General features: G+C 60.3%; 17 protein-coding genes. 10 read left to right on the top strand and 7 right to left on the bottom strand.

The window, feature by feature from the left end; translation table 11 throughout:
- The first annotated feature begins 35 nt into the window (after window positions 1-35).
- The 3 genes from AC07VV_RS24020 to AC07VV_RS24010 all read left to right on the top strand — a co-directional run bounded on the left by AC07VV_RS24020 (window position 36) and on the right by AC07VV_RS24010 (window position 1937).
- A complete protein-coding gene (locus AC07VV_RS24020) occupies window positions 36-1004 on the top strand; it encodes a polyprenyl synthetase family protein (protein ID WP_102621104.1) in 969 nt (322 codons plus the stop codon).
- Window positions 1005-1129: 125 nt separating this feature from the next.
- A complete protein-coding gene (locus tag AC07VV_RS24015) occupies window positions 1130-1471 on the top strand; it encodes a zinc ribbon domain-containing protein YjdM (protein ID WP_007950963.1) in 342 nt (113 codons plus the stop codon).
- 208 nt (window positions 1472-1679) lie between these two features.
- The gene (locus tag AC07VV_RS24010; RefSeq protein WP_039771721.1) at window positions 1680-1937 is read left to right on the top strand and encodes a PA4570 family protein; all 258 of its coding nucleotides are present in this window, start codon (window positions 1680-1682) and stop codon (window positions 1935-1937) included.
- A 49-nt stretch (window positions 1938-1986) separates the two neighbouring features.
- Here AC07VV_RS24010 and bamJ read toward each other — a convergent pair whose 3' ends face one another.
- The 3 genes from bamJ to AC07VV_RS23995 all read right to left on the bottom strand — a co-directional run bounded on the left by bamJ (window position 1987) and on the right by AC07VV_RS23995 (window position 3660).
- Complete coding sequence (gene bamJ, locus AC07VV_RS24005; protein WP_096820860.1) at window positions 1987-2604, bottom strand: BamJ family beta-barrel-assembly machinery protein; 618 nt, start codon at window positions 2602-2604, stop codon at window positions 1987-1989.
- A 126-nt stretch (window positions 2605-2730) separates the two neighbouring features.
- Window positions 2731-3036 carry a DUF6482 family protein gene (locus AC07VV_RS24000; RefSeq protein ID WP_096820859.1) on the bottom strand — a complete coding sequence of 102 codons (306 nt, stop codon included), beginning with the start codon at window positions 3034-3036 and terminating at the stop codon, window positions 2731-2733.
- Window positions 3037-3171: 135 nt separating this feature from the next.
- On the bottom strand, window positions 3172-3660 hold the full coding sequence (locus AC07VV_RS23995) for a TIGR00645 family protein (protein WP_096820858.1): 489 nt from the start codon (window positions 3658-3660) through the stop codon (window positions 3172-3174).
- Between the two features lie 162 nt (window positions 3661-3822).
- Between AC07VV_RS23995 and AC07VV_RS23990 the strand changes: the two genes are divergently transcribed.
- Window positions 3823-5652 carry a hypothetical protein gene (locus AC07VV_RS23990; protein WP_495037660.1) on the top strand — a complete coding sequence of 610 codons (1830 nt, stop codon included), beginning with the start codon at window positions 3823-3825 and terminating at the stop codon, window positions 5650-5652.
- 6 nt (window positions 5653-5658) lie between these two features.
- Here the strand turns inward: AC07VV_RS23990 and AC07VV_RS23985 are convergent, their stop codons facing one another.
- Both AC07VV_RS23985 and AC07VV_RS23980 read right to left on the bottom strand, forming a co-directional pair.
- Window positions 5659-5988 (bottom strand): PA4575 family protein, encoded by a 330-nt coding sequence (locus AC07VV_RS23985; RefSeq protein ID WP_085732860.1) that lies wholly within the window; start codon window positions 5986-5988, stop codon window positions 5659-5661.
- A 243-nt stretch (window positions 5989-6231) separates the two neighbouring features.
- Entirely contained in the window at window positions 6232-8670 is a 2439-nt protein-coding gene (locus tag AC07VV_RS23980; protein WP_096820856.1) for a Lon protease family protein, read from the bottom strand.
- 321 nt (window positions 8671-8991) lie between these two features.
- On the opposite strand from AC07VV_RS23980, the gene AC07VV_RS23975 reads away from it, so the two are divergent.
- From AC07VV_RS23975 to AC07VV_RS23960, 4 genes are all read left to right on the top strand, one after another.
- On the top strand, window positions 8992-9480 hold the full coding sequence (locus AC07VV_RS23975) for a DUF3015 domain-containing protein (protein ID WP_025108775.1): 489 nt from the start codon (window positions 8992-8994) through the stop codon (window positions 9478-9480).
- Between the two features lie 95 nt (window positions 9481-9575).
- Window positions 9576-11429, top strand: a complete 1854-nt coding sequence (locus AC07VV_RS23970) for an Lnb N-terminal periplasmic domain-containing protein (RefSeq protein WP_495037659.1) — start codon at window positions 9576-9578, stop codon at window positions 11427-11429.
- Between the two features lie 84 nt (window positions 11430-11513).
- Complete coding sequence (locus tag AC07VV_RS23965) at window positions 11514-11870, top strand: hypothetical protein (protein ID WP_495037658.1); 357 nt, start codon at window positions 11514-11516, stop codon at window positions 11868-11870.
- Between the two features lie 70 nt (window positions 11871-11940).
- Window positions 11941-12435, top strand: a complete 495-nt coding sequence (locus tag AC07VV_RS23960) for a GreA/GreB family elongation factor (protein WP_495037657.1) — start codon at window positions 11941-11943, stop codon at window positions 12433-12435.
- On the opposite strand, the gene gdhA is transcribed toward AC07VV_RS23960, so the two are convergent.
- The gene (gene gdhA, locus AC07VV_RS23955) at window positions 12432-13769 is read right to left on the bottom strand and encodes an NADP-specific glutamate dehydrogenase (RefSeq protein ID WP_495037656.1); all 1338 of its coding nucleotides are present in this window, start codon (window positions 13767-13769) and stop codon (window positions 12432-12434) included. The two genes, AC07VV_RS23960 and gdhA, sit on opposite strands and share 4 nt — an antisense overlap.
- Window positions 13770-13962: 193 nt before the next feature.
- A complete protein-coding gene (gene ettA, locus AC07VV_RS23950; protein WP_096820851.1) occupies window positions 13963-15627 on the bottom strand; it encodes an energy-dependent translational throttle protein EttA in 1665 nt (554 codons plus the stop codon).
- A gap of 276 nt (window positions 15628-15903) precedes the next feature.
- Between ettA and AC07VV_RS23945 the strand changes: the two genes are divergently transcribed.
- A complete protein-coding gene (locus tag AC07VV_RS23945; RefSeq protein WP_495037655.1) occupies window positions 15904-19752 on the top strand; it encodes a bifunctional diguanylate cyclase/phosphodiesterase in 3849 nt (1282 codons plus the stop codon).
- 240 nt (window positions 19753-19992) lie between these two features.
- Window positions 19993-21246 carry a serine hydroxymethyltransferase gene (glyA, locus tag AC07VV_RS23940; RefSeq protein ID WP_096820849.1) on the top strand — a complete coding sequence of 418 codons (1254 nt, stop codon included), beginning with the start codon at window positions 19993-19995 and terminating at the stop codon, window positions 21244-21246.
- The last annotated feature ends 276 nt before the right edge of the window (window positions 21247-21522 follow it).

Genomic DNA, 21522 nt, shown 5'->3' with positions numbered 1-21522 from the left:
CATGCCGCGCAACCCTTCTGGAGCACCTGTCGCTGATGCAACCCCAAGCTTTCTACCGCGCGGTGGCGGACGATTTTAGCGCCGTCGACGGCATCATCAAGAAGCAGCTGACTTCCCGAGTGCCGCTGGTATCGAAAATCGGCGATTACATCACGTCGGCCGGCGGAAAACGCCTGCGTCCTTTATTGGTGCTGCTGTGTGGCAAGGCCCTGGGTCGCGAAGGCGACGACATGCGCCTGCTGGCCGCCACCATCGAATTCCTGCACACCGCCACCCTGCTGCATGACGACGTGGTCGACATGTCCGGCATGCGCCGTGGCCGTTCGACCGCCAACGCCATGTGGGGCAACGCCCCGAGCGTGCTGGTCGGCGATTTCCTGTACTCGCGCTCGTTCGAAATGATGGTCGAACTGGGTTCGATGCCGGTGATGAAGATCCTGTCCCAGGCCACGCGCATCATCGCCGAAGGCGAAGTGCTGCAGCTGTCCAAGGTTCGCGACGCCAGCACCACCGAAGAAACCTATATGGAAGTCATCCGCGGCAAGACCGCGATGCTTTTCGAGGCCTCGACCCACAGCGCCGCGGCACTGGCCGGTGCGACCGCCGAGCAGAGCGAAGCCCTGCGCACCTTCGGTGATCACCTGGGCGTGGCGTTCCAACTGGTCGACGACCTGCTCGACTACAAGGGCGACGCCGAAACCCTGGGCAAGAACGTCGGTGACGATCTGGCCGAAGGCAAGCCGACCCTGCCGCTGATCTACACCATGCGCGAAGGCACGCCGGAGCAAGCCGCACTGGTACGCCAGGCGATCCAGAAAGGCGGGATCGAAGACCTGGAAAGCATCCGCATCGCCGTGGAAGCATCCGGTTCGCTGGAATACACCGCGCAACTGGCCCGTGACTATGTGGCCCGTGCGATCAAGTGCCTCGAAACGCTGCCGGCCAGCGAATACCGCGATGCACTGGTTGAGCTGAGCGAGTTCGCGGTCGCCCGCACGCACTGATCAACGCCGCATCATCAAAAAACCGCAGCCTCCGTCGGAGCCTGCGGTTTTTTGTTGCCTGCCATCTGCAGCTAAAACCTTATATAATGTGCGACTTTTAACGACCCCCTCTCCAAGGAGCCTTAGTGAGCACGTTGCCACCCTGCCCGAAATGCAATTCCGAATACACCTACGAAGACGGCACCCAACTGGTGTGCCCGGAGTGCGCCCACGAGTGGTCTGCCGGCGGCGAAGCCGAAGTGGCGTCCGATGATGCCGTGAAGAAAGACTCGGTCGGCAACGTCCTGCAGGACGGCGACACCATCACCGTGATCAAGGACCTGAAGGTCAAGGGCACCTCGCTGGTGGTCAAGGTCGGCACCAAGGTCAAGAACATCCGCCTGTGTGACGGCGACCACGACATCGACTGCAAGATCGACGGTATCGGCCCGATGAAACTCAAATCCGAGTTCGTCAGAAAAGTCTGAATATGCTGTCTTCCATCCCGCGCCCGTCGCGGGATGGAGCTTCGCCCTCCCCTCCGCCTCGCCAGCAAATCCACGCAGTAGCCAAACGCCAGTCGTTTTGACCTTACGCAATCTTTACCCGCAAAAAATCACAAACCGCCAATAGACGCTTGCTATTTGACGAATAAGAATTATTCTCATTGAAACCCTTTCAATGGAGATGAGAACCATGACTTATTTGATCGATGCCTGGCTGGATCGCCCACACCCTTACCTCAGGATCCTGCATCGGGAAACCGGTGAAGTCTGCGCGGTACTGGAAGAAGAAGCCCTGCACGAGTTGCAGGATCAAGGGGATCTGGACGTCAGCGGCCTGAGTTCCAGTGAACCGCTGGTGCTCAAGGAGCTGGTGCGCAATCTGTTCCTGTTCTGCTATGCCCGGGCGTTGCGCCCGACCAGTGAGCTGCATCACAAGATCGAAGTATGAGAACGGCGGAGAAACCCTGCACAAGCCACGCTTGTGCAGGGTAACGGAATTACAGAACGTCGAGCAGCTCGACGTCGAACACCAGAACGCTGTGCGGCGGGATGCTGCCAACGCCTTGAGCGCCGTAAGCCAGTTCGCTCGGCACGTACAGACGCCATTTGCTACCGGCATTCATCAGTTGCAGGGCTTCGGTCCAGCCAGCGATCACGCCGCCAACCGGGAATTCTGCAGGCTGGCCACGCTCGTAGGAGCTGTCGAACACAGTGCCGTCGATCAGCGTGCCGTGGTAGTGAGTACGCACGGTGTCTTCACGGGATGGCTTGGCGCCTTCGCCCTGAGTCAGCACTTCGAATTGCAGACCGGAAGCCAGGGTGGTGATGCCGTCTTTCTTGGCGTTTTCAGCCAGGAACGCACGACCTTCGCCGGCAGCGGCTTCAGCCTTGGCAGCGGCTTCAGCTTGCATGATTTCGCGGATCACTTTGAAGCTGGCGGACAATTCGTCCTGACCCACACGGCTTGGCTTGCCGGCGAATGCGTCGGTCAGACCGGCCAGGATGGCGTCCAGGCTGACACCCGGTGGCGGGTTGTCGCGCAGCTGGTCACCCAGCTGACGGCCGATACCGTAGCTGACGCGGGTTTCGTCGGTGGACAGATTTACTTCGGACATGACACTGCTCCGCTGTGCGGACGGCCTCAGGACATGCCGTGCGTGCACAGCGCGTCCCGGCGCGCCCGGAACCAAAAGGGCGAGCAGACTAGCACAGTTGTTCCGGCATTGATCAGACCCTCGGGCCTACAGTGCCGAGCGCCAGGCCAGCGGGACTTTCAGGCTTTCTTCACCGCTGGCACCCAGACCGCACATTTCATCGTGCACCGAGGTGTGCACAAGGTTGAACGGCAGCACCGGAAAGCTGTGCAGCACATCCCGCGCATGCTCCACCGAGCGCAACATCAGCATCTTGCCCTGTGGATCACTCAGCGGGTACGCCGCGCCATGCATGCGCGCCTCCAGCAGATAAATGCCGCCCTCCATGGAGATCAGGTTCAACTCATCGACCTTCTTGGCGATGGCAAACGCATTCAATTCTTGCAGGTTCATGAACGCACCTCACGCAGTGGCGAGCCGGGACGCCTACAGGGATATGCTTCGGCGCTACAAAGCACAAGCCATAAACGACACCGCCCGTCTGTTTCGCAACAGACGGGCGGTTTTGTTACAGCGAACGACAACTCATCAGTGCTTGGTGAGCTTGTCCAGATAACCCATGGCAAACGCCGAGATCACGAAGGTCATGTGGATGATCACGTACCACATCAGATGCTCGGGATCGACGTTCTTGGCATCCATGAAGATCCGCAGCAGATGGATCGAGGAAATCGCCACGATCGACGCCGCCACTTTCATTTTCAGCGACGAGGAGTCCATGGTGCCCAGCCAGCTGAGCTTCTCTTTGCCTTCGTCGATGTTCAGCTCGGACACGAAATTCTCGTAGCCGGAAATCATCACCATCACCAGCAAACCGCCCACCAGTGCCATGTCGATCAGCGACAGCAGCACCAGAATCAGCTCGGACTCGGCCATGGAGAACACGTTGGGAATGACATGAAACACTTCCTGGAAGAATTTCAATGCCAGCGCCAGCAGCCCGAGGGACAGCCCGATATAGATCGGCGCCAGCAGCCAGCGCGAGGCGTACATTGCATTTTCGATAAAGCGTTCCATTGACTCTCACACAAGGGGGGTTGTAATCGGCGGCGAGTATACCAGTCCCCCATGACAGCCAGAAACCGCCCGGAAATCCGCTACCTGCGTGTGTGTGACAAAGTTTTTCTGCTAGTGTCCAAACCATTGACAGCCCAGCGACAGTGGACAGGACGACTGGAAATGGATGTGCGATTGCCGTTAACGACTGCCGGAATTTGCTTCGCCCTGATGATCGGCGGCTGCTCGCCCGGTGAGGAAAAACACCCGCTCAGCCTTGAAGAAAAGACTGCACAGTTCGAACAGTCGCTGGACGCCATTACCGACCCGAAACTCAAGGATGCCGTGACCGAACTTGGCGGCTCGTTACTGCTGCTGGAGCGCGCGCAGCAACGACTCGACAACAAACCGCCCAGAACCGAATACGGCGAAGACGCCCTCGGTGTACTCAAGCATTACCCGACACCTCAGGCGCTGGTCGACACCTTCATCAACGGTCTGTTCGTGCTGCACAAGGACGCCAGCTCCGACTACCTCACCGACCTGCAACCGGTATTCCCCTTCAACCTCAACATTCCCGGCGGGTTCCTGTTCCCCCATGGCGTTGAATGGCAATCGGTGACCTTGAGTAACAAACGGGTGATTGCCTACCAACCAGAGTGGTCGGAAACCGATCCGGGCATTCAGTTGAGCCCGTCCAGTTCCAACGTCACCAATCCGGACGATCTGACCGTGACCTACCCGTTCATCGAAGGCCTGGATGTCGACAAGAAAACCCGGCCGCGCCCCGCGAGCCTGCAAGGCCAGGTGGAAGTCATCGCGCCGAAACGCCTGCACAGCTTCGACCTGGGCAAAAAGGATATCGGCCAGACCCGAACCGACGCCAACCTCAGCGTGACCCTGCTGAAGCTGGAAAAGAACTACGCCGAAGTCGAGTTCAGCAACAGCCTGCCGCTCGCCCCGGAAGTCGCCAACACCCCGCTCAATCCGCTGATCGTCCAGGCCCGCGACACGACCGGCCAGTACCTGGTGCGCGCCGGCGCCATCAACGAGAGCTCCGAGCAAGTCGGTTTTTACCAGAAGCAACTGGCGCACCTGCAACAGCAAAAGGCCTGGAGCGAGGAGCTGGAAAAACAGCTGAACGACGATCAGCATGCCTTCGAACAACAGCATCCGCGCCGCTACAACAAGGTGTACTTCAACGGCCCGATCGATACCCTCGAAGTCAGCGTGCTGGATTTTTCCGAAGCGACTGTCACCCGCAGGCCACTGGACCTGCCGGTCCGCGAGTTCGACTCGCACACCACGGCGAAAACCGTACAACCGCTGGATCTGGCGATCACCGTCTACGACGACCAGGCGCCCAACTGGCTGAAAGGTGCGGCGCTGACCGAGGACGAGCTGAAAAAAAGCATTCATATCCGCCAGTCAGTGGAAGAGCCCAGCGCCGCGCGCATCGAGTTCGATCACCGCAAGACCTTCAATGACGAATTGATCGGCGACGACCTGGCTCCCGGCGAAAGCCCGGTGACGTTCTTCACCGAAAAAACCAGCGGCAAACTCAACGAACCGATCGAACTGCCGGCCGAGGCCTATCAGGTGGACCCGCTGCAGGCGACCATCACCTATGACTTGAACCTGTTCCCGGAAACCCCGGCGATTGCCGTCGGCTCGATGCCGCTGTTTCTAGCCACGGTGGCGAAGCAAGCCTTCGAAGCCAAGGCGTTGCCCAAAGGCCTGGAAATCAGGAACAACGCACTGGTGGTGGATCTGAAACTGTTCCCGGCCAACGAATGGCGATTCTTCGTCAAGGACGACAGTGGCAACTACCTGAAACAGATTCTTTCAGTCAGCCACGACACGAGCGCAGAAGGCCCGGCGCTGTTCGGCGTGCATTATTTCTACGGCCGCCCGACGCACGTGGAAACCTATCAACGAACCGACCTCGCCACCGTGCAATACGGCTTTGAGGTCAAACTCGACAAGGCCCACACACAAGGTGCTGCGCCATGATCGGCGCTAGTGGTCAAAAACGCCGATGCTGCGCCCTCGTCCACCGTTGATCTGCCGTAGCTGGGCTTGCAGGTGCAAAGACCAGATCTGTGGATCATTGGCCAGCTCGTAGCCGTGCATCGTCAGACTTTCAACGATGGTATCGAGGATCGATTCGGCGGCGATCGGCCCATGAAACGGGCCCTGGGCCTTGATGGCGGAAGGTTGTTCACCGGCCATGCCGGCGGCGAAGAGCAATGTCCACATGCCGTTATCGCCGGCCAACGGCTTGATGGCGCATTCGATACGGGTCACAAGACCCAGGCACTGGCGGGTGAGGCAAAGGTTGCGCGACATGGCGGCGACCCTCGGTAAAGCCGGTGTTCAACCCTTGCTGAAGGGCTGTTTCGATCCCGTGATACTGTCGATGTCCTTGAGCAGAGAATAGAAGAAAAGTCCGCCGCGCAAGCCACACAGAACCAGAAGGCGCCGAATGGTCATTGTGTGAATATTGACGTCAGAGTGATGGCACTTTTGCCGACGTTCGCGACAAAACAAAATGGGAGCACAAGGCTCCCATTTTTTTGACTGCAGCCTGGCTTACGCCGGTTTGGCTTCTGCCAGCGCCTCCTGCGCCAGTTCCTTCTCGGCTTCTTTCAGGTCTTCTTCGCTGATCATCTCGGCAATCACCCGCAGACGCTCCACCACCCGGGCGTTGACGCTGCCTTCCGGGAATTCGCCCTCCTCGTTCGGCTCACCGGCCGGCTCGCCCACCAACAGGCTCAACGCTTCGTCGGCCTGACGCACCGCGTAAACGTGGAACTGTCCGGCACGCACCGCCGCCAACACCTTTTCATCAAGCATCAGCGTGGCCACGTTGGCTTGCGGAATGATCGCGCCCTGCTCGCCCGTCAGCCCGCGTGCTTCGCAGAGTCGGAAGAAGCCTTCGATCTTCTCGTTGACCCCGCCCACCGCCTGCACTTCGCCGAACTGGTTGATCGAACCGGTGATCGCGAAGCACTGCTTGAGCGGGGTTTTCGACAAGGCCGAAATCAGCGTGCATGCCTCGCCCAGCGACGCACTGTCGCCATCGACGTAGCCGTAGGATTGCTCCAGCGCGATGCTCGCGGAAATCGCCAGCGGGAATTCCTGGGCGTAACGGCTGCCCAGATACCCGGTGAGGATCATCACGCCCTTGGAGTGGATCGGCTGACCGAGGTTGACCTCACGCTCGATGTCGACGATACCGCTGCCGCCCGGGTACACCGTGGCGGAAATCCGCGCTGGCACACCGAACGCCGAGTCGCCGACTTCGAGCACGGTCAGGCCGTTGCACTTGCCGACCGCCGCACCGTCGGTGTCGATCAGGATGATCCCCGCCAGCATGTCGTCGAGAATTCGCGCCGACACACGTCCGGTGCGAGTGGCCTTGGCCTTCAGGGCGCGCTCGATGTGGCCGGCGTCGGTCATTTCATCGTTGGCCAGATGCCGAATGAAATCCGCCTCACTGACCAACTGGAACAGATCGCCGATCCGCGCCGACAAACGCCCCTGATGCTCAGCCAGACGCGCACTGTAGGTCGCCAGACGCGCCACCGCGTCGGCAGTCAGCGGCGCCATGCCTTCTTCCGAAGTACGGGTTTTCAGCAACTGGGCGAACTGCTCCAGGCTTTCGTCGACCATCGGGATGTCTTCGTCGAAGTCCACCAGGACACGGAACATCTCCTGGAAGTCCGGATCGAGGTCCTGCAGCGTGTAATACAGCGACCGCGCACCGATGATGATGACTTTGACATTCAACGGAATGAACTGCGGATTGAGCGTCACGGTGGCGAAACGGCCCATCTCGCCCAGTGGCGATTCCATTTTCAGTTTGCGCGATTGCAGGGCGCGCTTGAGCGCATCCCACACGAACGGCTCGCCGAGCATTTTTTCCGCTTCAAGGATCAGGAAACCACCGTTGGCGCGGTGCAGCGCACCAGGACGCAACTGGCGATACGTGGTGTAGAGCGCGCCCTGATCGGTGGTGTATTCGATACGACCGAACAGGTTTTCATACGTCGGATGCGGCTCGAACACCACCGGCGCACCGCCGCTGCTCGGATGCCCGACCACCAGGCTCGGCGCGTATTGTTCTTCCAGCAGCTTGCGTGCGACCGCATCGGTCTTGCTGTCGTCCACCAGTTGCTCGACCACGGTTTTCAGCAGATAAACCTGCACGGCTTGCAGGTAACCGCAGACCGCCGCGTTTTCCGCGTACTTTTCCGACAACGGCGAAAGCAATGGTTGCAGGGCCAACGTGATGGTTTCTTCGTTGAGCTGACGCAACTGATTGCTCGACTCTCGCTTCCATTGCGGCAGGCTGGCGAGTTCTTCGTTCAACCGTTCTTCGAGGCCGGAAATGTCCTCGTGGAAACGCTCGCGCTCGGCTTCCGGCAACTGGGCGAATTCGGCCTCGTCCAGCGCCTTGCCTTCGAGCATCGGCGTGAACGCGATATTGCTGCTGTCGCGGTACAGGGCGACGTCTTTTTCCAGGGCCAGACGCTCGATGATGTCCAGCGCCTTGTCGTAGCGCTGGTTGAAGGCGCGGTCGATGGCACTTTTCTTCTGCTGGTAGGACGGGTGTTCGAACACGGCGGGAAAAGTCGACAGCAAGTTGTCGATCAAGCCGTTGATGTCACCGATGAACGCAGCGGCAGTGCCCGACGGCAACTCCAGGGCGCGAGGTTCGCGCGGTTCATCGAAATTGTTGACGTAGACCCAGTCCGCCGGGGTCTGCAGGCGCTTGCCTTCGGCCTTCAGGTAGCGTTTGACGAACGAGAAACGGCCGGTGCCGGGCTCGCCCATGACGAATACGTTGTAACCGGGGCGTGGCATGGCCACACCGAACTGCAAGGCTTCGACCGCACGTTCCTGGCCAAGCACACCGCGAAAGGGCTCCAGATCATTGGTGGTAGTGAAGCTGAACTGTTCAGCGGAAAACGGACGGGTCAGCGCTTCGGGCGCTAGACGCAAGCTGGCAGCAACAGGATCAGGCATCGGGCTTCCTTAACAATCAGGCGGGGCAGATAGCGGCATTCTGGCGCTGCCCGTGCCCCACTGGCAAGGCGCGCCACAAGGCAAAGCATAGACAACCGGCCTGTCCACTGTCCGGCCCCGTAAAACCGGGGTTTATTCCAAATGTTGTGCAAAAAATCACGGAACCACGGGAACGTGCCTAAACTCCAAACTGCGCGGCTGGAACTAATACCGGCCCACTGGCGCCACAAGGTCTGTACAAAAACTCGCCAAGCGGCGTTTTTAGGTAGAGAGCGGGGCCAGAACCCTGTCCATTGGTATGCACACAAAGAGAACAAAGCTATGAAACGGATTCTTCTCGGTACTCTCTTCACCGTTGTATCACTCAACGCCATGGCTCAGGCGCCAGGCGGTCCGGATTGCGGTTGGGGCAACATGCTGTTCGAAGGTCAGCGTGGCACCCCGGCTCACTTCCTGGCATCCACCACCAACGGCACTTCCGGCAACGCGACGTTCGGCATGACGTCCGGTACCAACGGTTGCTCCACCAACGCGTCGCTGACCTATGGCGGCAAATCCTGGTTTGCCATGAATGGCATGATGAACGAGCTGTCCGAAGACATGGCAAAAGGCAACGGCGAAGCGCTGACGACCTATGCCGTGGTACTGGGCGTGGCGCCGGAAGACCGTGCGCACTTCGCCGCCGTCACTCACGAGCACTTCCAGCAGATCTTCAGCAAGGCTGACGTGACCGCCGAAGACGTGCATACCAACACCCTGGCCGTTCTGAAAGCAGACCCTCGTCTGGCCAAGTACGCGACTCAGGCTTAAGCTCGACCCACCCGCTTCTTTCGGGAAGCGGGTTTTGTTTTTTTCGGCCCGCCCCTCTTTGGGTCTTTTGTTTCTTTCGACTTAAGTTGCCACCTATGCTCAAACGCCTTGCCTGGCTGGCGCTGTGTGCCTGCGCCCCGCTGTCCGCCGCGCCCCACATCGACCCTCAACGTTTGCAGCAACTGGCCAACGATCGTTTCTGGATTTCCCTCGGCCATTACGAAACCGCCAAACTGGGCGGCTGGCGCAGTTACGTCAGCGACAAGAAGTTCTTCCTCGCCGCCGACGGCAACGAGCACCCCGACCACGAACTGGCCGCCACCGTCCAGGCGCTATACGCCCCGGCCAGCGCCGGTGAGCAGCACGCTCAGTGCGTCTACCCGGCGCGCACGCGCTGGCTGAAAGATCAACTCAACCTGAGCGACCTGCCAGCGCCGGACTGCGCCGACTTCAAAAAATGGTTCAAGGACGTCTCGCCTCACAGCGCGGTGATGATTTTCCCGGCGGCCTACCTCAACAGCCCGTCGTCAATGTTCGGCCACACCCTGCTGCGTATCGACCAGGCTGACGTGCAAAGCGACAAGACCTCGCTGCTCAGTTACGCGATCAACTTCGGCGCCTACATCGAAGGTTCGGACAACAGCATCCTGTATGCCTGGAAAGGCCTGATGGGCGGTTATCCGGGACTGTTCGCGCTGGTGCCGTATCAGGAAAAACTCTCGGAATACCGCAGCCTGGAAAACCGCGACCTTTGGGAATACCGGCTCAACCTGACGCAAGCAGAAACTGCACGGATGGTCGAGCATGTGTGGGAGCTGAAGCAGATCCAGTTCGACTACTTCTTCTTCGATGAAAACTGCTCCTATCGCCTGCTCGAACTGTTACAGGTCGCGCGCCCGAGCCTGCGCCTGACCGAGCAATTCCCGCTGACAGCGATCCCCACCGACACGGTCAAAGCGGTGAAGGAGTCCGGGCTGGTGGAGAGCATCGAATACCGCCCATCCCGCGAGCGTGAATTGCTCAGCCGTGCCGAGCCACTGACCGGCGAAGAACAGGACTGGGTACTGAAAGTCAGCGCCGACCAGCAGCAATTGCAGGACCCGGCCTTCAAAGCCCTGCCCCACGACCGGCAAGCGCTGATCATCGACGCCGCGTATCGGCTGGAACGCTACCGCGCCAACGGCCAGGAACGTGATCCACAGCGAGCGCAACGCAGTTTCGAATTGTTGCGGGCGATCAACAAGAACCCGGCGCCGGAGCTGCAAATCCCGCAGCCGGGTCTGCCCGAAGACGGCCACGAATCCCGCACCTGGCAGGCCGGTGTCGGCACCCGCGGTGACCGCGCGTTCGGCGAGTACGGCTTGCGTATGGCCTATCACGACCTCAACGACAACGCCGAGAGTTTCCCCCTCGGCGCGCAGATCGAAATCCTGCAAATGAAGCTGCGCCAGTACGAAGGCAATCACTGGCAATTCCAACAGCTGGATCTGGCGACCATCCGTTCACTGACCCCACGCAATGCGCTGTTGCAGCCACTGTCATGGCAAGTCACCGGTGGTCTGGAGCGGGTGCCCGGCAAACATGACGACGAAACCCTGGTCAGCCACGTCAATGGCGGCGGTGGCGGAACCTGGGCGCTGGGTGATGATGTACTGGGGTTTGCGCTCGGCACCGTGCGTGTTGAACACAACAATGATTTCGCCGGGTTCGTTTCCCCCGCAGGCGGTTTCAATACCGGTGTGCTGTGGAAAAACCCGTTGGGCAATCTGAGTGTGGAAGCCAAAGGCGATTACTTCTTCAATGGCGAAGTGCGCCGCAGCCTGAGCCTGAACCAGCAATGGGAGTTATCCCGCAACCTCGGCCTGCGCCTCAGCGCCCAGCGTGAGTTCAGCCATCTGGCAACGCCGGAGACCGAAGTGATGCTTGAGGTGAAGTGGTATCACTACTGAGGTTTTGATCTTTCTTTCACGCCTCATCGACGAATCCGCTTCTAGACTTTCCCTATCAGCCGGATAACGGCGCGGGAGAGTGTGATGTGGCGGTTTGCGGTTTTTGCGGGCGTGTTGCTGTTGCTGGGTGGCTGTCAAAGCACCCACGAAGATCTGATTGCCAAGGGTTACCCACCGGCGTTCGCCGACGGTTTCGATGACGGTTGCATCAGCGGTCGTCAGGCGGCTGGTTCGATCAGCGGTGAGTTTCGCAAGAACGTGCCGCGCTATCTCAAGGACAAGCAATATGCCGAGGGCTGGAGCGACGGTTTCCGCCAATGTCAGGCGATGCTGGAAAACCGTGACCGCGAAGACTATCGCAACGAACATTGGGACGAGCGCGAACGGGCCTGGCAGCAACAGAAGGATCAGGGCGCCGCGCGGGCTTATCGCTCGCAGTAGGTCGTTTCCAGACATCCAGTGAAACTCATTGCCTGCGACCATGGCCCAACGGTTGTCACAGGAGGTCACCATGAGCCGTGCTTTCGTCAACGAAGACAATGCCGCCGCGCAGGCTGATCAGCCGGTCGAACGGCAGGTCAGCAACCAGCCCAATTACGTCACGCCACTAGGACTCGCCCAGTTGCAGGCGAAAGTCGCCGAGCTGCAAACCCTGCATGCTGAACAGGCGGCCATGGGCGAGCAGGCCGACAAACAGCGCCTGGCCGATCTCGAAAGGGATTTGCGTTATTTCAATCAGCGGGTCGGCAGCGCCCAGGTCGCACTCGCCCCGACCTCGACCGACAAGGTGCAGATCGGCAGCTGGGTGACATACGCCGATGAACACGCCACCGAGCGCCGTGTGCAACTGGTCGGTGAAGATCAGGCCGATGCGGCCAACGGCCTGATCAACTGGGCCTCACCACTGGGCCGCGCGCTGCTTGGCGCCCGGCTCAACGACGAAGTGCTGTGGCAGCGCCCGGCCGGCAATCAGCTGATCGAAGTGATCCGCATCGATCTGCCTTAAACCACGCCTTGCGCCAGCATCGCGTCGGCGACTTTGACGAAACCTGCGATGTTCGCGCCTTTGACGTAGTTGATCCGCCCGTTTTCCTCACCGTAATGCACGCAAGCGTGGTGGATCGACTGCATGATCGCGTGCAGCTTGCTGTCCACCTCGCCCGCCGTCCACAGCAGGCGCATGGCGTTCTGCGACATCTCCAGACCGCTGACCGCCACGCCGCCGGCATTCGAGGCCTTGCCCGGCGCGAACAGGATGCCGGCCTCGATAAAGATATCCACAGCCTCAAGGGTGGTCGGCATGTTCGCGCCCTCGGCCACGCACACGCAGCCATTGCGCAGCAGGGTGCGGGCGGCTTCGGCGTCGAGTTCGTTCTGGGTCGCGCATGGCAGTGCGATATCGCACGGCAACGACCATGGCAGCTGACCGGCGCGGAACTCCAGGCCGAATGCCGCCGCCAATTCGCTGATCCGCCCGCGCTTGACGTTCTTCAGTTCCAGCAGCGCCAGCCACTGTTCTTCGCTCAGGCCTGCCTCGCAGTACAACGTGCCTTCGGAGTCGGACAGGGAAATCACCTTGCCGCCCAGATCCATCACTTTGCGGGCCGCATATTGCGCGACGTTACCGGAACCGGAGATCGCCACGCGCTTGCCTTCGACGGTCTGCTCGCGGCGCTTGAGCATTTCTTCGGCGAAATACACGCAACCGAAACCGGTGGCTTCCGGGCGAATCAGGCTGCCACCGTAGGTCATGCCCTTACCGGTCAGCACGCTGGTGAACTGGTTGCTCAGGCGTTTGTACTGGCCGAACAGGAAACCGATCTCCCGTGCGCCGACACCGATATCACCGGCCGGCACGTCCACGTCGGCACCGATGTGGCGGTACAGCTCACTCATGAATGCCTGGCAGAAACGCATGACTTCGGCGTCACTCTTGCCCTTCGGATCGAAGTCCGAACCGCCCTTGCCACCGCCCATGGGCAACGAGGTCAGGGAGTTCTTGAAGGTCTGTTCGAAGGCGAGGAATTTCAGCACGCCCATATTCACCGAAGGATGGAAGCGCAAACCGCCCTTGTACGGGCCGATGGCGCTGTTCATCTGGATGCGGAAGCCGCGATTGACCTGCACCTTGCCCTGATCGTCGACCCACGACACCCGGAACACCACCGCCCGCTCCGGCTCGCAGATGCGCTCCAGAATTCCCGTGGTCAGATAGTGCGGATTGGCTTCTAGAAACGGCCACAGGCTGCGCAGGACTTCTTCGACGGCCTGGTGGAATTCGGGTTGATCCGGATCGCGTTTTTTCAGACGGGCGAGGAAGGATTCGACGGATTCGATCATGGGAAAAGTCTCGGCAAATTTGTTGTCGTTGGAAGAGATTGAGCCGGACTGTAACAAACGACATGTACACAGCAACAGACAAAAATGTCGCATTTATGAAAACAAATAGTACACACGCTATAAAACAGTCTGCATTGCAGGCAAAAAAAAGCGGAACCCGAAGGCTCCGCTTTTTCATGCAACCAACCTGTGATCAGGCCAGTTTCTTGTGGCGTACCCGGTGTGGCTGGGCCGCTGCTTCGCCGAGACGCTTTTTGCGATCGGCTTCGTACTCGGTGTAGTTGCCTTCGAAGAACACCGCTTGCGAGTCGTCTTCGTACGCCAGGATGTGCGTCGCGACGCGGTCAAGGAACCACCGATCGTGAGAGATCACAATGGCAGCGCCCGGGAAGTCCAGCAGGGCTTCTTCCAGGGAACGCAGGGTTTCAACGTCGAGGTCGTTGGACGGTTCGTCGAGCAGCAGGACGTTGCCGCCCTCCTTCAGGGTCAGCGCCAGGTGCAGACGACCGCGCTCACCACCGGACAGGTCCTTGACGAACTTCTGCTGATCGCCGCCCTTGAAGTTGAAGCGACCGACGTAGGTACGCGACGGGATCTCGTAGTTGCCGATGCGGATCTGGTCGGAACCGTCGGAGATCTGCTGGAACACGGTCTTGCTGCCGTCGAGGTCTTCGCGGCTCTGGTCCACACAGGCCAGTTGCACGGTTTCGCCGACTTCGATGGTGCCGGAATCCGGGGTTTCCTTGCCCATCAGCATGCGGAACAGGGTCGATTTACCGGCACCGTTACCGCCGATCACGCCGACGATGGCGCCTTTCGGCATGGAGAACGACAGGTTGTCGATCAACACGCGATCGCCGTAGCCCTTGGTGACGTTCTTGAACTCGATGACCTTGTCGCCCAGGCGCGGACCGGCCGGGATGTAGATCTCGTTGGTTTCCGAACGCTTCTGGAATTCCTGCGACTGCATTTCTTCGAAGCGTTGCAGACGAGCCTTGGATTTCGACTGGCGGGCCTTGGCGCCTTTGCGCACCCACTCCAGTTCTTCCTTCATGGCTTTTTCGTGAGCCGATTGCTGCTTGGATTCGGCCGCCAGACGATCGGACTTGGCTTCCAGCCAACCCGAGTAGTTGCCTTCGTACGGAATGCCCGCGCCGCGGTCGAGTTCCAGAATCCAGCCGGCAACGTTGTCCAGGAAGTAACGGTCGTGCGTGATCGCTACCACAGTGCCCGGGAAGTCGTGCAGGAAGTGTTCGAGCCACGCAACGGAGTCGGCGTCCAGGTGGTTGGTCGGTTCGTCGAGCAGCAGCATGTCGGGGGCGGAAAGCAGCAGACGGCACAGGGCCACACGACGTTTTTCACCACCGGACAAGTGTTCCACTTTCGCGTCCCAGGCCGGCAGACGCAGCGCATCGGCGGCAACTTCCAGCTGGCGCTCCAGGTTGTGACCATCGCTGGCCTGCAGGATCGCTTCGAGCTTGGCCTGTTCGGCGGCCAGCTTGTCGAAGTCGGCGTCCGGATCAGCGTAGGCCGCGTAGACCTCGTCCAGGCGGGCCTGGGCGTCCTTGATCACGCTGACCGCTTCCTCGACCACTTCACGCACGGTCTTGGTCGGATCCAGTTGCGGCTCTTGCGGCAGGTAACCGATGTTCAGTTCCGGCATCGGGCGCGCTTCGCCTTCGAATTCGGTGTCGACGCCGGCCATGATTTTCAGCAGCGTGGACTTGCCCGAACCGTTGAGGCCGAGTACGCCGATCTTGGCGCCCGGGAAGAAGGACAGAGAAATGTTTTTCAGGATTTCCCGCTTCGGCGGAACAACTTTGCCCAGCCGATGCATGGTGAAGACGTATTGAGCCATGGAGAACCTTGGGTCAGTGACTGATGAATGATTGGGACACAGGCAATGCCCGGCCAGACCGTGCGCGTCGTTCACTGGAGGATATCAATGCGTGCGCGCGGAAAGTCTAGGAGCTGGAACGCTCCCGCGTAACCGGCAAAGCTACCTGAATGACCGGTGGCAGTCCAGCCGAGCGGGGCTGGCACTTCGCCACAACTCAAGGCATGCTAGCCGCCCTTTGGGCGTCCGGCTTATAGTGCACGTCGCGCCAGTCCAGCCAAACCGCAGGATTACAGCTTGTCCAATGTCACTCCGCCTACTTCTGTGAGCAGCACCCCACCGGCGCCCGGCTCGTCCCTGCGTGGGACATTGAAAGGCGCGCTGGCGACTTTGGTGCTGTTGCTGCTGGCGTTGCTGTTCTGGCAACTGCTCGATCAACTGCGTGAAACCCAGAAAAACCAGCGCCAGTACACCATCGACTACACCGCCGATCTCGCCTCGCAAGTCAGCATCAACATGTCGCTGAACGCGCAGATCGCGCTCAATCTGCTACCGATCGTCGAACAGCCGCAGTCCACCGACGAACAGCAGGCGCTGCTGCGCAAGCTGCAGCAATCGCTGCCGGATCTGCGCAGCCTGGCCTTGCTCAGCCCCTCCGGAAAAATCCTCAGCGACAGCGCCACCGACAGCCAGGACGCCGACTACCTCAGCGATCTGGTCCGCCGCAGCCACGCCCAGGCCCATTATTTCAGCAACGCCGACGACGGCTCGGTAGTGCATCTGCTGCTGCATCAGGCCAGCGGCAGCACCCGTGGCTATTGGGCACTGCGCCTCACCCCGACTTTCTTTGCCTCGTTGACCAAACAGGGTGACAGCGGCATCCGCCCTTTGTGGCTGGTGGAAAACCGCATCAACCATCAGATCATCAGCCGCGACGAAGCCCTGCCAACCACCAAGACCAGCACCCTGACGCCCGACGATCTGGCCAACAGCGTGCTGACCGTTCCACTGAGCAGCAGCGACTGGCAATTGCGCGGACTGTTCGACCGGCAACATGTGCTGGAAGAGTTGCTGCCGGCGTTCATCGGCAAATGCCTGCTGGGTCTGGCGTTCTCGCTGTTGCCATTTATCGCGTTGCTCAACATGCGCCGCCGCCAGCGTCAGGTGCATGAGGGACGTCGTCGTTATCAGGATATTTTCGAAGGCACTGGCGTGGCGCTGTGCGTGCTGGATCTTTCGGGGCTCAAGCAGGTTTTCGAGAAAGCCCAGATCCAGACCAGCGACCAGCTCAAAGCCTGGCTCGACCAACCGCAACAGCGCCAGCAATTGCTTCAGGAACTGCGGGTCACCGAGGTCAATCAGGTGGCGCTGCAACTGCTTAACGTCAATTCCTGCGACCACGCCTGGCAACTGCTGATCGACGGTCATCCGCACAGCCAGTGCGCGATCGGCAATCAAGTGCTCGATGCCGTGCTCCAGCAGCAAAAGCAGCTGGAACTGGAAATCAAACTGCCGGACATCAACGGCCGCGATCAGCACCTGTGGCTGGTGCTGCGCCTGCCGCAGGAACAACACGACTACAAGGCCGTGATCCTGAGCATCAACGACATCACCAGCCGCAAGCTGATCGAGCTGTCGCTGCTGGAGCGCGAAGGCTTCTGGTCGGACGTGGTGCGTACCGTGCCGGATCACCTGTACGTGCAGGATGTGATCAGCCAGCGGATGATTTTCAGCAACCACCACCTCGGCCAGACCCTCGGTTACAACCGCACCGAACTGCATCAGATGGGCGAGTACTTCTGGGAAATCCTCCTGCACCCGGAAGACGCCGACTACTACCACCGCTCGCGGCAGATGCAGCGTCACGCCGGTTACAGCCAGTTGCTGCAATGCCAGTTGCGCTTCCGTCACCGCGACGGCAAGTGGCGGCGCTTCGATATCCGCGAACAGGCGCTGGCTCGGGACAAGCACGATCAGGTCACGCGGATCATCGGCGTGGCCAAGGACATCACCGAGCAGATCGAGGCCAGCGAATCCCTGCGCGACAGCGAGCAGCGCTACCGGATGCTCGCCGAAAGCATCAGCGACGTGATCTTCTCCACCGACAGCAAGCTGTCGCTCAACTACGTCAGCCCGTCGGTGCAAGCGGTGCTCGGCTACGACGCCGAGTGGATTTTCCAGAACGGCTGGCAGTCGACCATCGCCAACCCGCAGCAACTGAGCGGCATCTATCACTTGATGGACCGGGTCAGCAAAGCCCTGGACAAGCCCGAGCAACTGGCCATCCTGCGCAGTCAGGTGCAAACGCAACTGTTCCTGTTCGACTGCCTGCGTGCCGATGGCCGCAAGATCCCGATCGAACTGCGCCTGGTGCTGGTGTGGGACGAGCACGGCGCCTTCGAAGGCGTGCTCGGGGTCGGTCGCGACATCAGCCAGCAGCGCCGTGCCGAAAAAGACCTGCGCATGGCGGCCACGGTATTCGAGCATTCGACGTCGGCAATCCTGATCACCGACCCGGCCGGTTACATCGTCCAGGCCAACGAGGCTTTCAGCCGGGTCAGCGGCTACGCGGTGAGCGAAGTGCTCGACCAGTTGCCGAACATGCTCACCGTCGACGAACAACAGGACGCGCACCTGCGTTACGTGCTCAAACAATTGCATCAGCACAGCACCTGGGAAGGTGAAGTCTGGCTCAAGCGCCGCAACGGCGAGCACTACCCGGCGTGGGTCGGCATCACTGCGGTGCTCGACGATGAAGGCGACCTCGCCAGCTATGTGTGCTTCTTCAGCGACATCAGCGAGCGCAAGGCCAGCGAACAACGGATTCACCGCCTCGCCTACTACGACGCCCTGACCCACTTGCCGAACCGCACGCTGTTCCAGGATCGCCTGCACACCGCGCTGCAATCGGCCGACCGGCAGAAGTCGTGGGTGGTGCTGATGTTCCTCGACCTCGACCGTTTCAAACCGATCAACGACTCCCTCGGCCACGCCGCCGGCGACCGCATGCTCAAGGACATGGCCACCCGGCTGCTGGCCTGCGTCGACGATGACGACACCGTGGCGCGGATGGGCGGCGACGAATTCACTTTGCTGCTGCAACACCGCTCCAGCCGCGAAATGGCACTGAACCGTGCGATCCATGTGGCCGAGCAGATTCTTGGCAGCCTGGTGCGACCGTTCGTGCTGGAGGGTCGCGAGTTCTTCGTCACGGCCAGTATCGGCATCGCCCTGAGCCCGCAGGACGGCAACGAACTCAGTCAGCTGATGAAGAACGCCGACACCGCGATGTACCACGCCAAGGAGCGCGGCAAGAACAACTTCCAGTTCTATCAGGCCGACATGAACGCCAGTGCGCTGGAACGTCTGGAACTGGAAAGCGACCTGCGCCACGCCCTCGAACAGAACGAATTCGTGCTGTATTACCAGCCGCAGTTCAGCGGCGACGGCAAACGCCTGACCGGCGCCGAAGCCCTGCTGCGCTGGCGTCATCCGCGTCGCGGGCTGGTGCCGCCGGGGGATTTCATTCCGGTGCTCGAAGAACTCGGTCTGATGGTGGACGTCGGCGACTGGGTGATCAGCGAGGCCTGCCGTCAGCTCAAGACCTGGCATCAGAGCCGCGTGCGCGTGCCGAAGGTCTCGGTGAACATTTCCGCCCGGCAGTTCTCCGACGGCCAGCTCGGCACGCGGATCGCCACCATTCTCAAGGAAACCGGTCTGCCGCCGGCGTGCCTTGAGCTGGAACTGACCGAAAGTATCCTGATGCGCGAAGTCAGCGAGGCGATGCAGATCCTTGCCGGCCTGAAGAACCTCGGTCTGAGCATCGCGGTCGACGACTTCGGCACCGGTTACTCATCGCTGAACTACCTCAAGCAATTCCCGATCGATGTGCTGAAGATCGACCGCACCTTCGTCGACGGCCTGCCGTCCGGCGAGCAGGATGCGCAGATCGCCCGGGCGATCATCGCCATGGCCCACAGCCTCAATCTGGCGGTGATCGCCGAGGGTGTGGAAACCCACGAACAACTGGACTTCCTGCGCGAGCATGGTTGCGACGAGGTTCAGGGTTATCTGTTCGGGCGGCCGATGCCGGCCACCCGGTTCGAGGCGCAGTTCAGCAATGATGCGCTGTTCATGTTCGACTGAAGAACTACGGCGCGGCCTTCGCGAGCGGACTCGCTTCCACAGGGATTGATGTCGATCACAGAATCGCGGGCTGGCCTCGGTTATTGTGCGAACCGGCTGGTCAGCGAAAAGGCCGGCACGGACGCCACATATCTGGTCATGAACGCCACTTGTCTGCGACATGATGTCGTTTCATATGCCATCCAAAACCCGATGGGTTAGAATGCCCCCCTTTTCTGCCCCCGATCCTTGAGGACCGCCATGTTCAGCCGTGATTTGACTATTGCCAAGTACGACGCCGATCTTTTTGCCGCCATGGAGCAAGAAGCCCAGCGCCAGGAAGAACACATCGAGCTGATCGCTTCGGAGAACTACACCAGCCCAGCGGTGATGGAAGCTCAAGGCTCGGTTCTGACCAACAAGTACGCCGAAGGCTACCCGGGCAAGCGCTACTACGGTGGTTGCGAGTACGTCGACGTTGTTGAGCAGCTGGCCATCGACCGCGCCAAGGAACTGTTCGGCGCCGACTACGCCAACGTTCAGCCACACGCTGGCTCGCAAGCCAACGCCGCTGTCTACCTGGCCCTGCTGTCGGCCGGTGACACCATCCTGGGCATGAGCCTGGCTCACGGCGGTCACCTGACCCACGGCGCCAGCGTTTCCTCCTCCGGCAAGCTGTACAACGCCATCCAGTACGGCATCGACGCCAACGGCCTGATCGACTACGACGAAGTCGAGCGTCTGGCTGTTGAGCACAAGCCGAAAATGATCGTGGCCGGTTTCTCTGCCTACTCGCAGATTCTGGACTTCCCGCGCTTCCGCGAAATCGCCGACAAGGTTGGCGCCTACCTGTTCGTCGACATGGCTCACGTGGCCGGTCTGGTCGCCGCTGGCGTCTACCCGAACCCGGTTCCGTTCGCTGACGTCGTGACCACCACCACCCACAAGACCCTGCGCGGTCCACGTGGTGGCCTGATCCTGGCTCGCGCCAACGCCGACATCGAGAAGAAGCTGAACTCCGCCGTATTCCCGGGCGCCCAGGGTGGCCCGCTGGAGCACGTGATCGCCGCCAAAGCGATCTGCTTCAAGGAAGCACTGCAGCCTGAGTTCAAGGCTTACCAGCAACAAGTGGTGAAAAACGCCCAGGCCATGGCCGGCGTGTTCATCGAGCGCGGTTTCGACGTGGTTTCCGGCGGTACTGAAAACCACCTGTTCCTGCTGTCGCTGATCAAGCAGGAAATCTCCGGTAAAGACGCCGACGCCGCTCTGGGCAAAGCGTTCATCACCGTGAACAAGAACTCCGTGCCAAACGACCCACGCTCCCCGTTCGTCACCTCCGGCCTGCGCTTCGGTACTCCGGCTGTGACCACTCGCGGCTTCAAGGAAGCAGAGTGCAAAGAACTGGCTGGCTGGATCTGCGACATCCTGGCTGACCTGAATAACGAAGCGGTGATCGACGCCGTTCGTGAGAAAGTCAAAGCCATCTGCAAGAAACTGCCGGTATACGGCGCTTAATTGCGACGTTAAAACCGCAGCATGAAAAACCGGCCAGTGATGGCCGGTTTTTTTTCGTCCGCAAAAAAGTTTCGAACGGCAAATGGCTCAAGGTCGGGGCATTGCGCCCAACTGGTCAGACCGGTCATGCCAATTCGTCATTTTTCACTTGCGATCGACAAAAAACAGCGCCTAGACTGCACCCGCACTGGACATACCGGTAAGACCACAATAATTAAGTCCTGAATCTGATACGCCCCGCGTACGGCAGCCAGGACACCGACCAGGATTCCTCCC

The organism is Pseudomonas sp. GW821-FHT02C04 (assembly GCF_059421845.1).
The sequence above is the reverse complement of the archived record's forward strand: the minus strand, read 5'-3'. Positions and strand labels throughout refer to the sequence as shown.

Bases quoted from the DNA above. Each gene is read 5' to 3' on its own strand.
- glyA (WP_096820849.1), top strand. From the start codon at position 19,993: ATGTTCAGCCGTGATTTGACTATTGCCAAGTACGACGCCGATCTTTTT.
- AC07VV_RS24000 (WP_096820859.1), bottom strand. From the start codon at position 3,036: ATGAACCTGCAAGAATTGAATGCGTTTGCCATCGCCAAGAAGGTCGAT.
- AC07VV_RS23985 (WP_085732860.1), bottom strand. From the start codon at position 5,988: ATGTCGCGCAACCTTTGCCTCACCCGCCAGTGCCTGGGTCTTGTGACC.
- AC07VV_RS24010 (WP_039771721.1), top strand. From the start codon at position 1,680: ATGACTTATTTGATCGATGCCTGGCTGGATCGCCCACACCCTTACCTC.
- ettA (WP_096820851.1), bottom strand. From the start codon at position 15,627: ATGGCTCAATACGTCTTCACCATGCATCGGCTGGGCAAAGTTGTTCCG.
- AC07VV_RS24020 (WP_102621104.1), top strand. From the start codon at position 36: ATGCAACCCCAAGCTTTCTACCGCGCGGTGGCGGACGATTTTAGCGCC.
- AC07VV_RS23995 (WP_096820858.1), bottom strand. From the start codon at position 3,660: ATGGAACGCTTTATCGAAAATGCAATGTACGCCTCGCGCTGGCTGCTG.
- bamJ (WP_096820860.1), bottom strand. From the start codon at position 2,604: ATGTCCGAAGTAAATCTGTCCACCGACGAAACCCGCGTCAGCTACGGT.
- AC07VV_RS23980 (WP_096820856.1), bottom strand. From the start codon at position 8,670: ATGCCTGATCCTGTTGCTGCCAGCTTGCGTCTAGCGCCCGAAGCGCTG.
- gdhA (WP_495037656.1), bottom strand. From the start codon at position 13,769: ATGATCGAATCCGTCGAATCCTTCCTCGCCCGTCTGAAAAAACGCGAT.
- AC07VV_RS23960 (WP_495037657.1), top strand. From the start codon at position 11,941: ATGAGCCGTGCTTTCGTCAACGAAGACAATGCCGCCGCGCAGGCTGAT.
- AC07VV_RS23990 (WP_495037660.1), top strand. From the start codon at position 3,823: ATGGATGTGCGATTGCCGTTAACGACTGCCGGAATTTGCTTCGCCCTG.
- AC07VV_RS23975 (WP_025108775.1), top strand. From the start codon at position 8,992: ATGAAACGGATTCTTCTCGGTACTCTCTTCACCGTTGTATCACTCAAC.
- AC07VV_RS23965 (WP_495037658.1), top strand. From the start codon at position 11,514: ATGTGGCGGTTTGCGGTTTTTGCGGGCGTGTTGCTGTTGCTGGGTGGC.
- AC07VV_RS23970 (WP_495037659.1), top strand. From the start codon at position 9,576: ATGCTCAAACGCCTTGCCTGGCTGGCGCTGTGTGCCTGCGCCCCGCTG.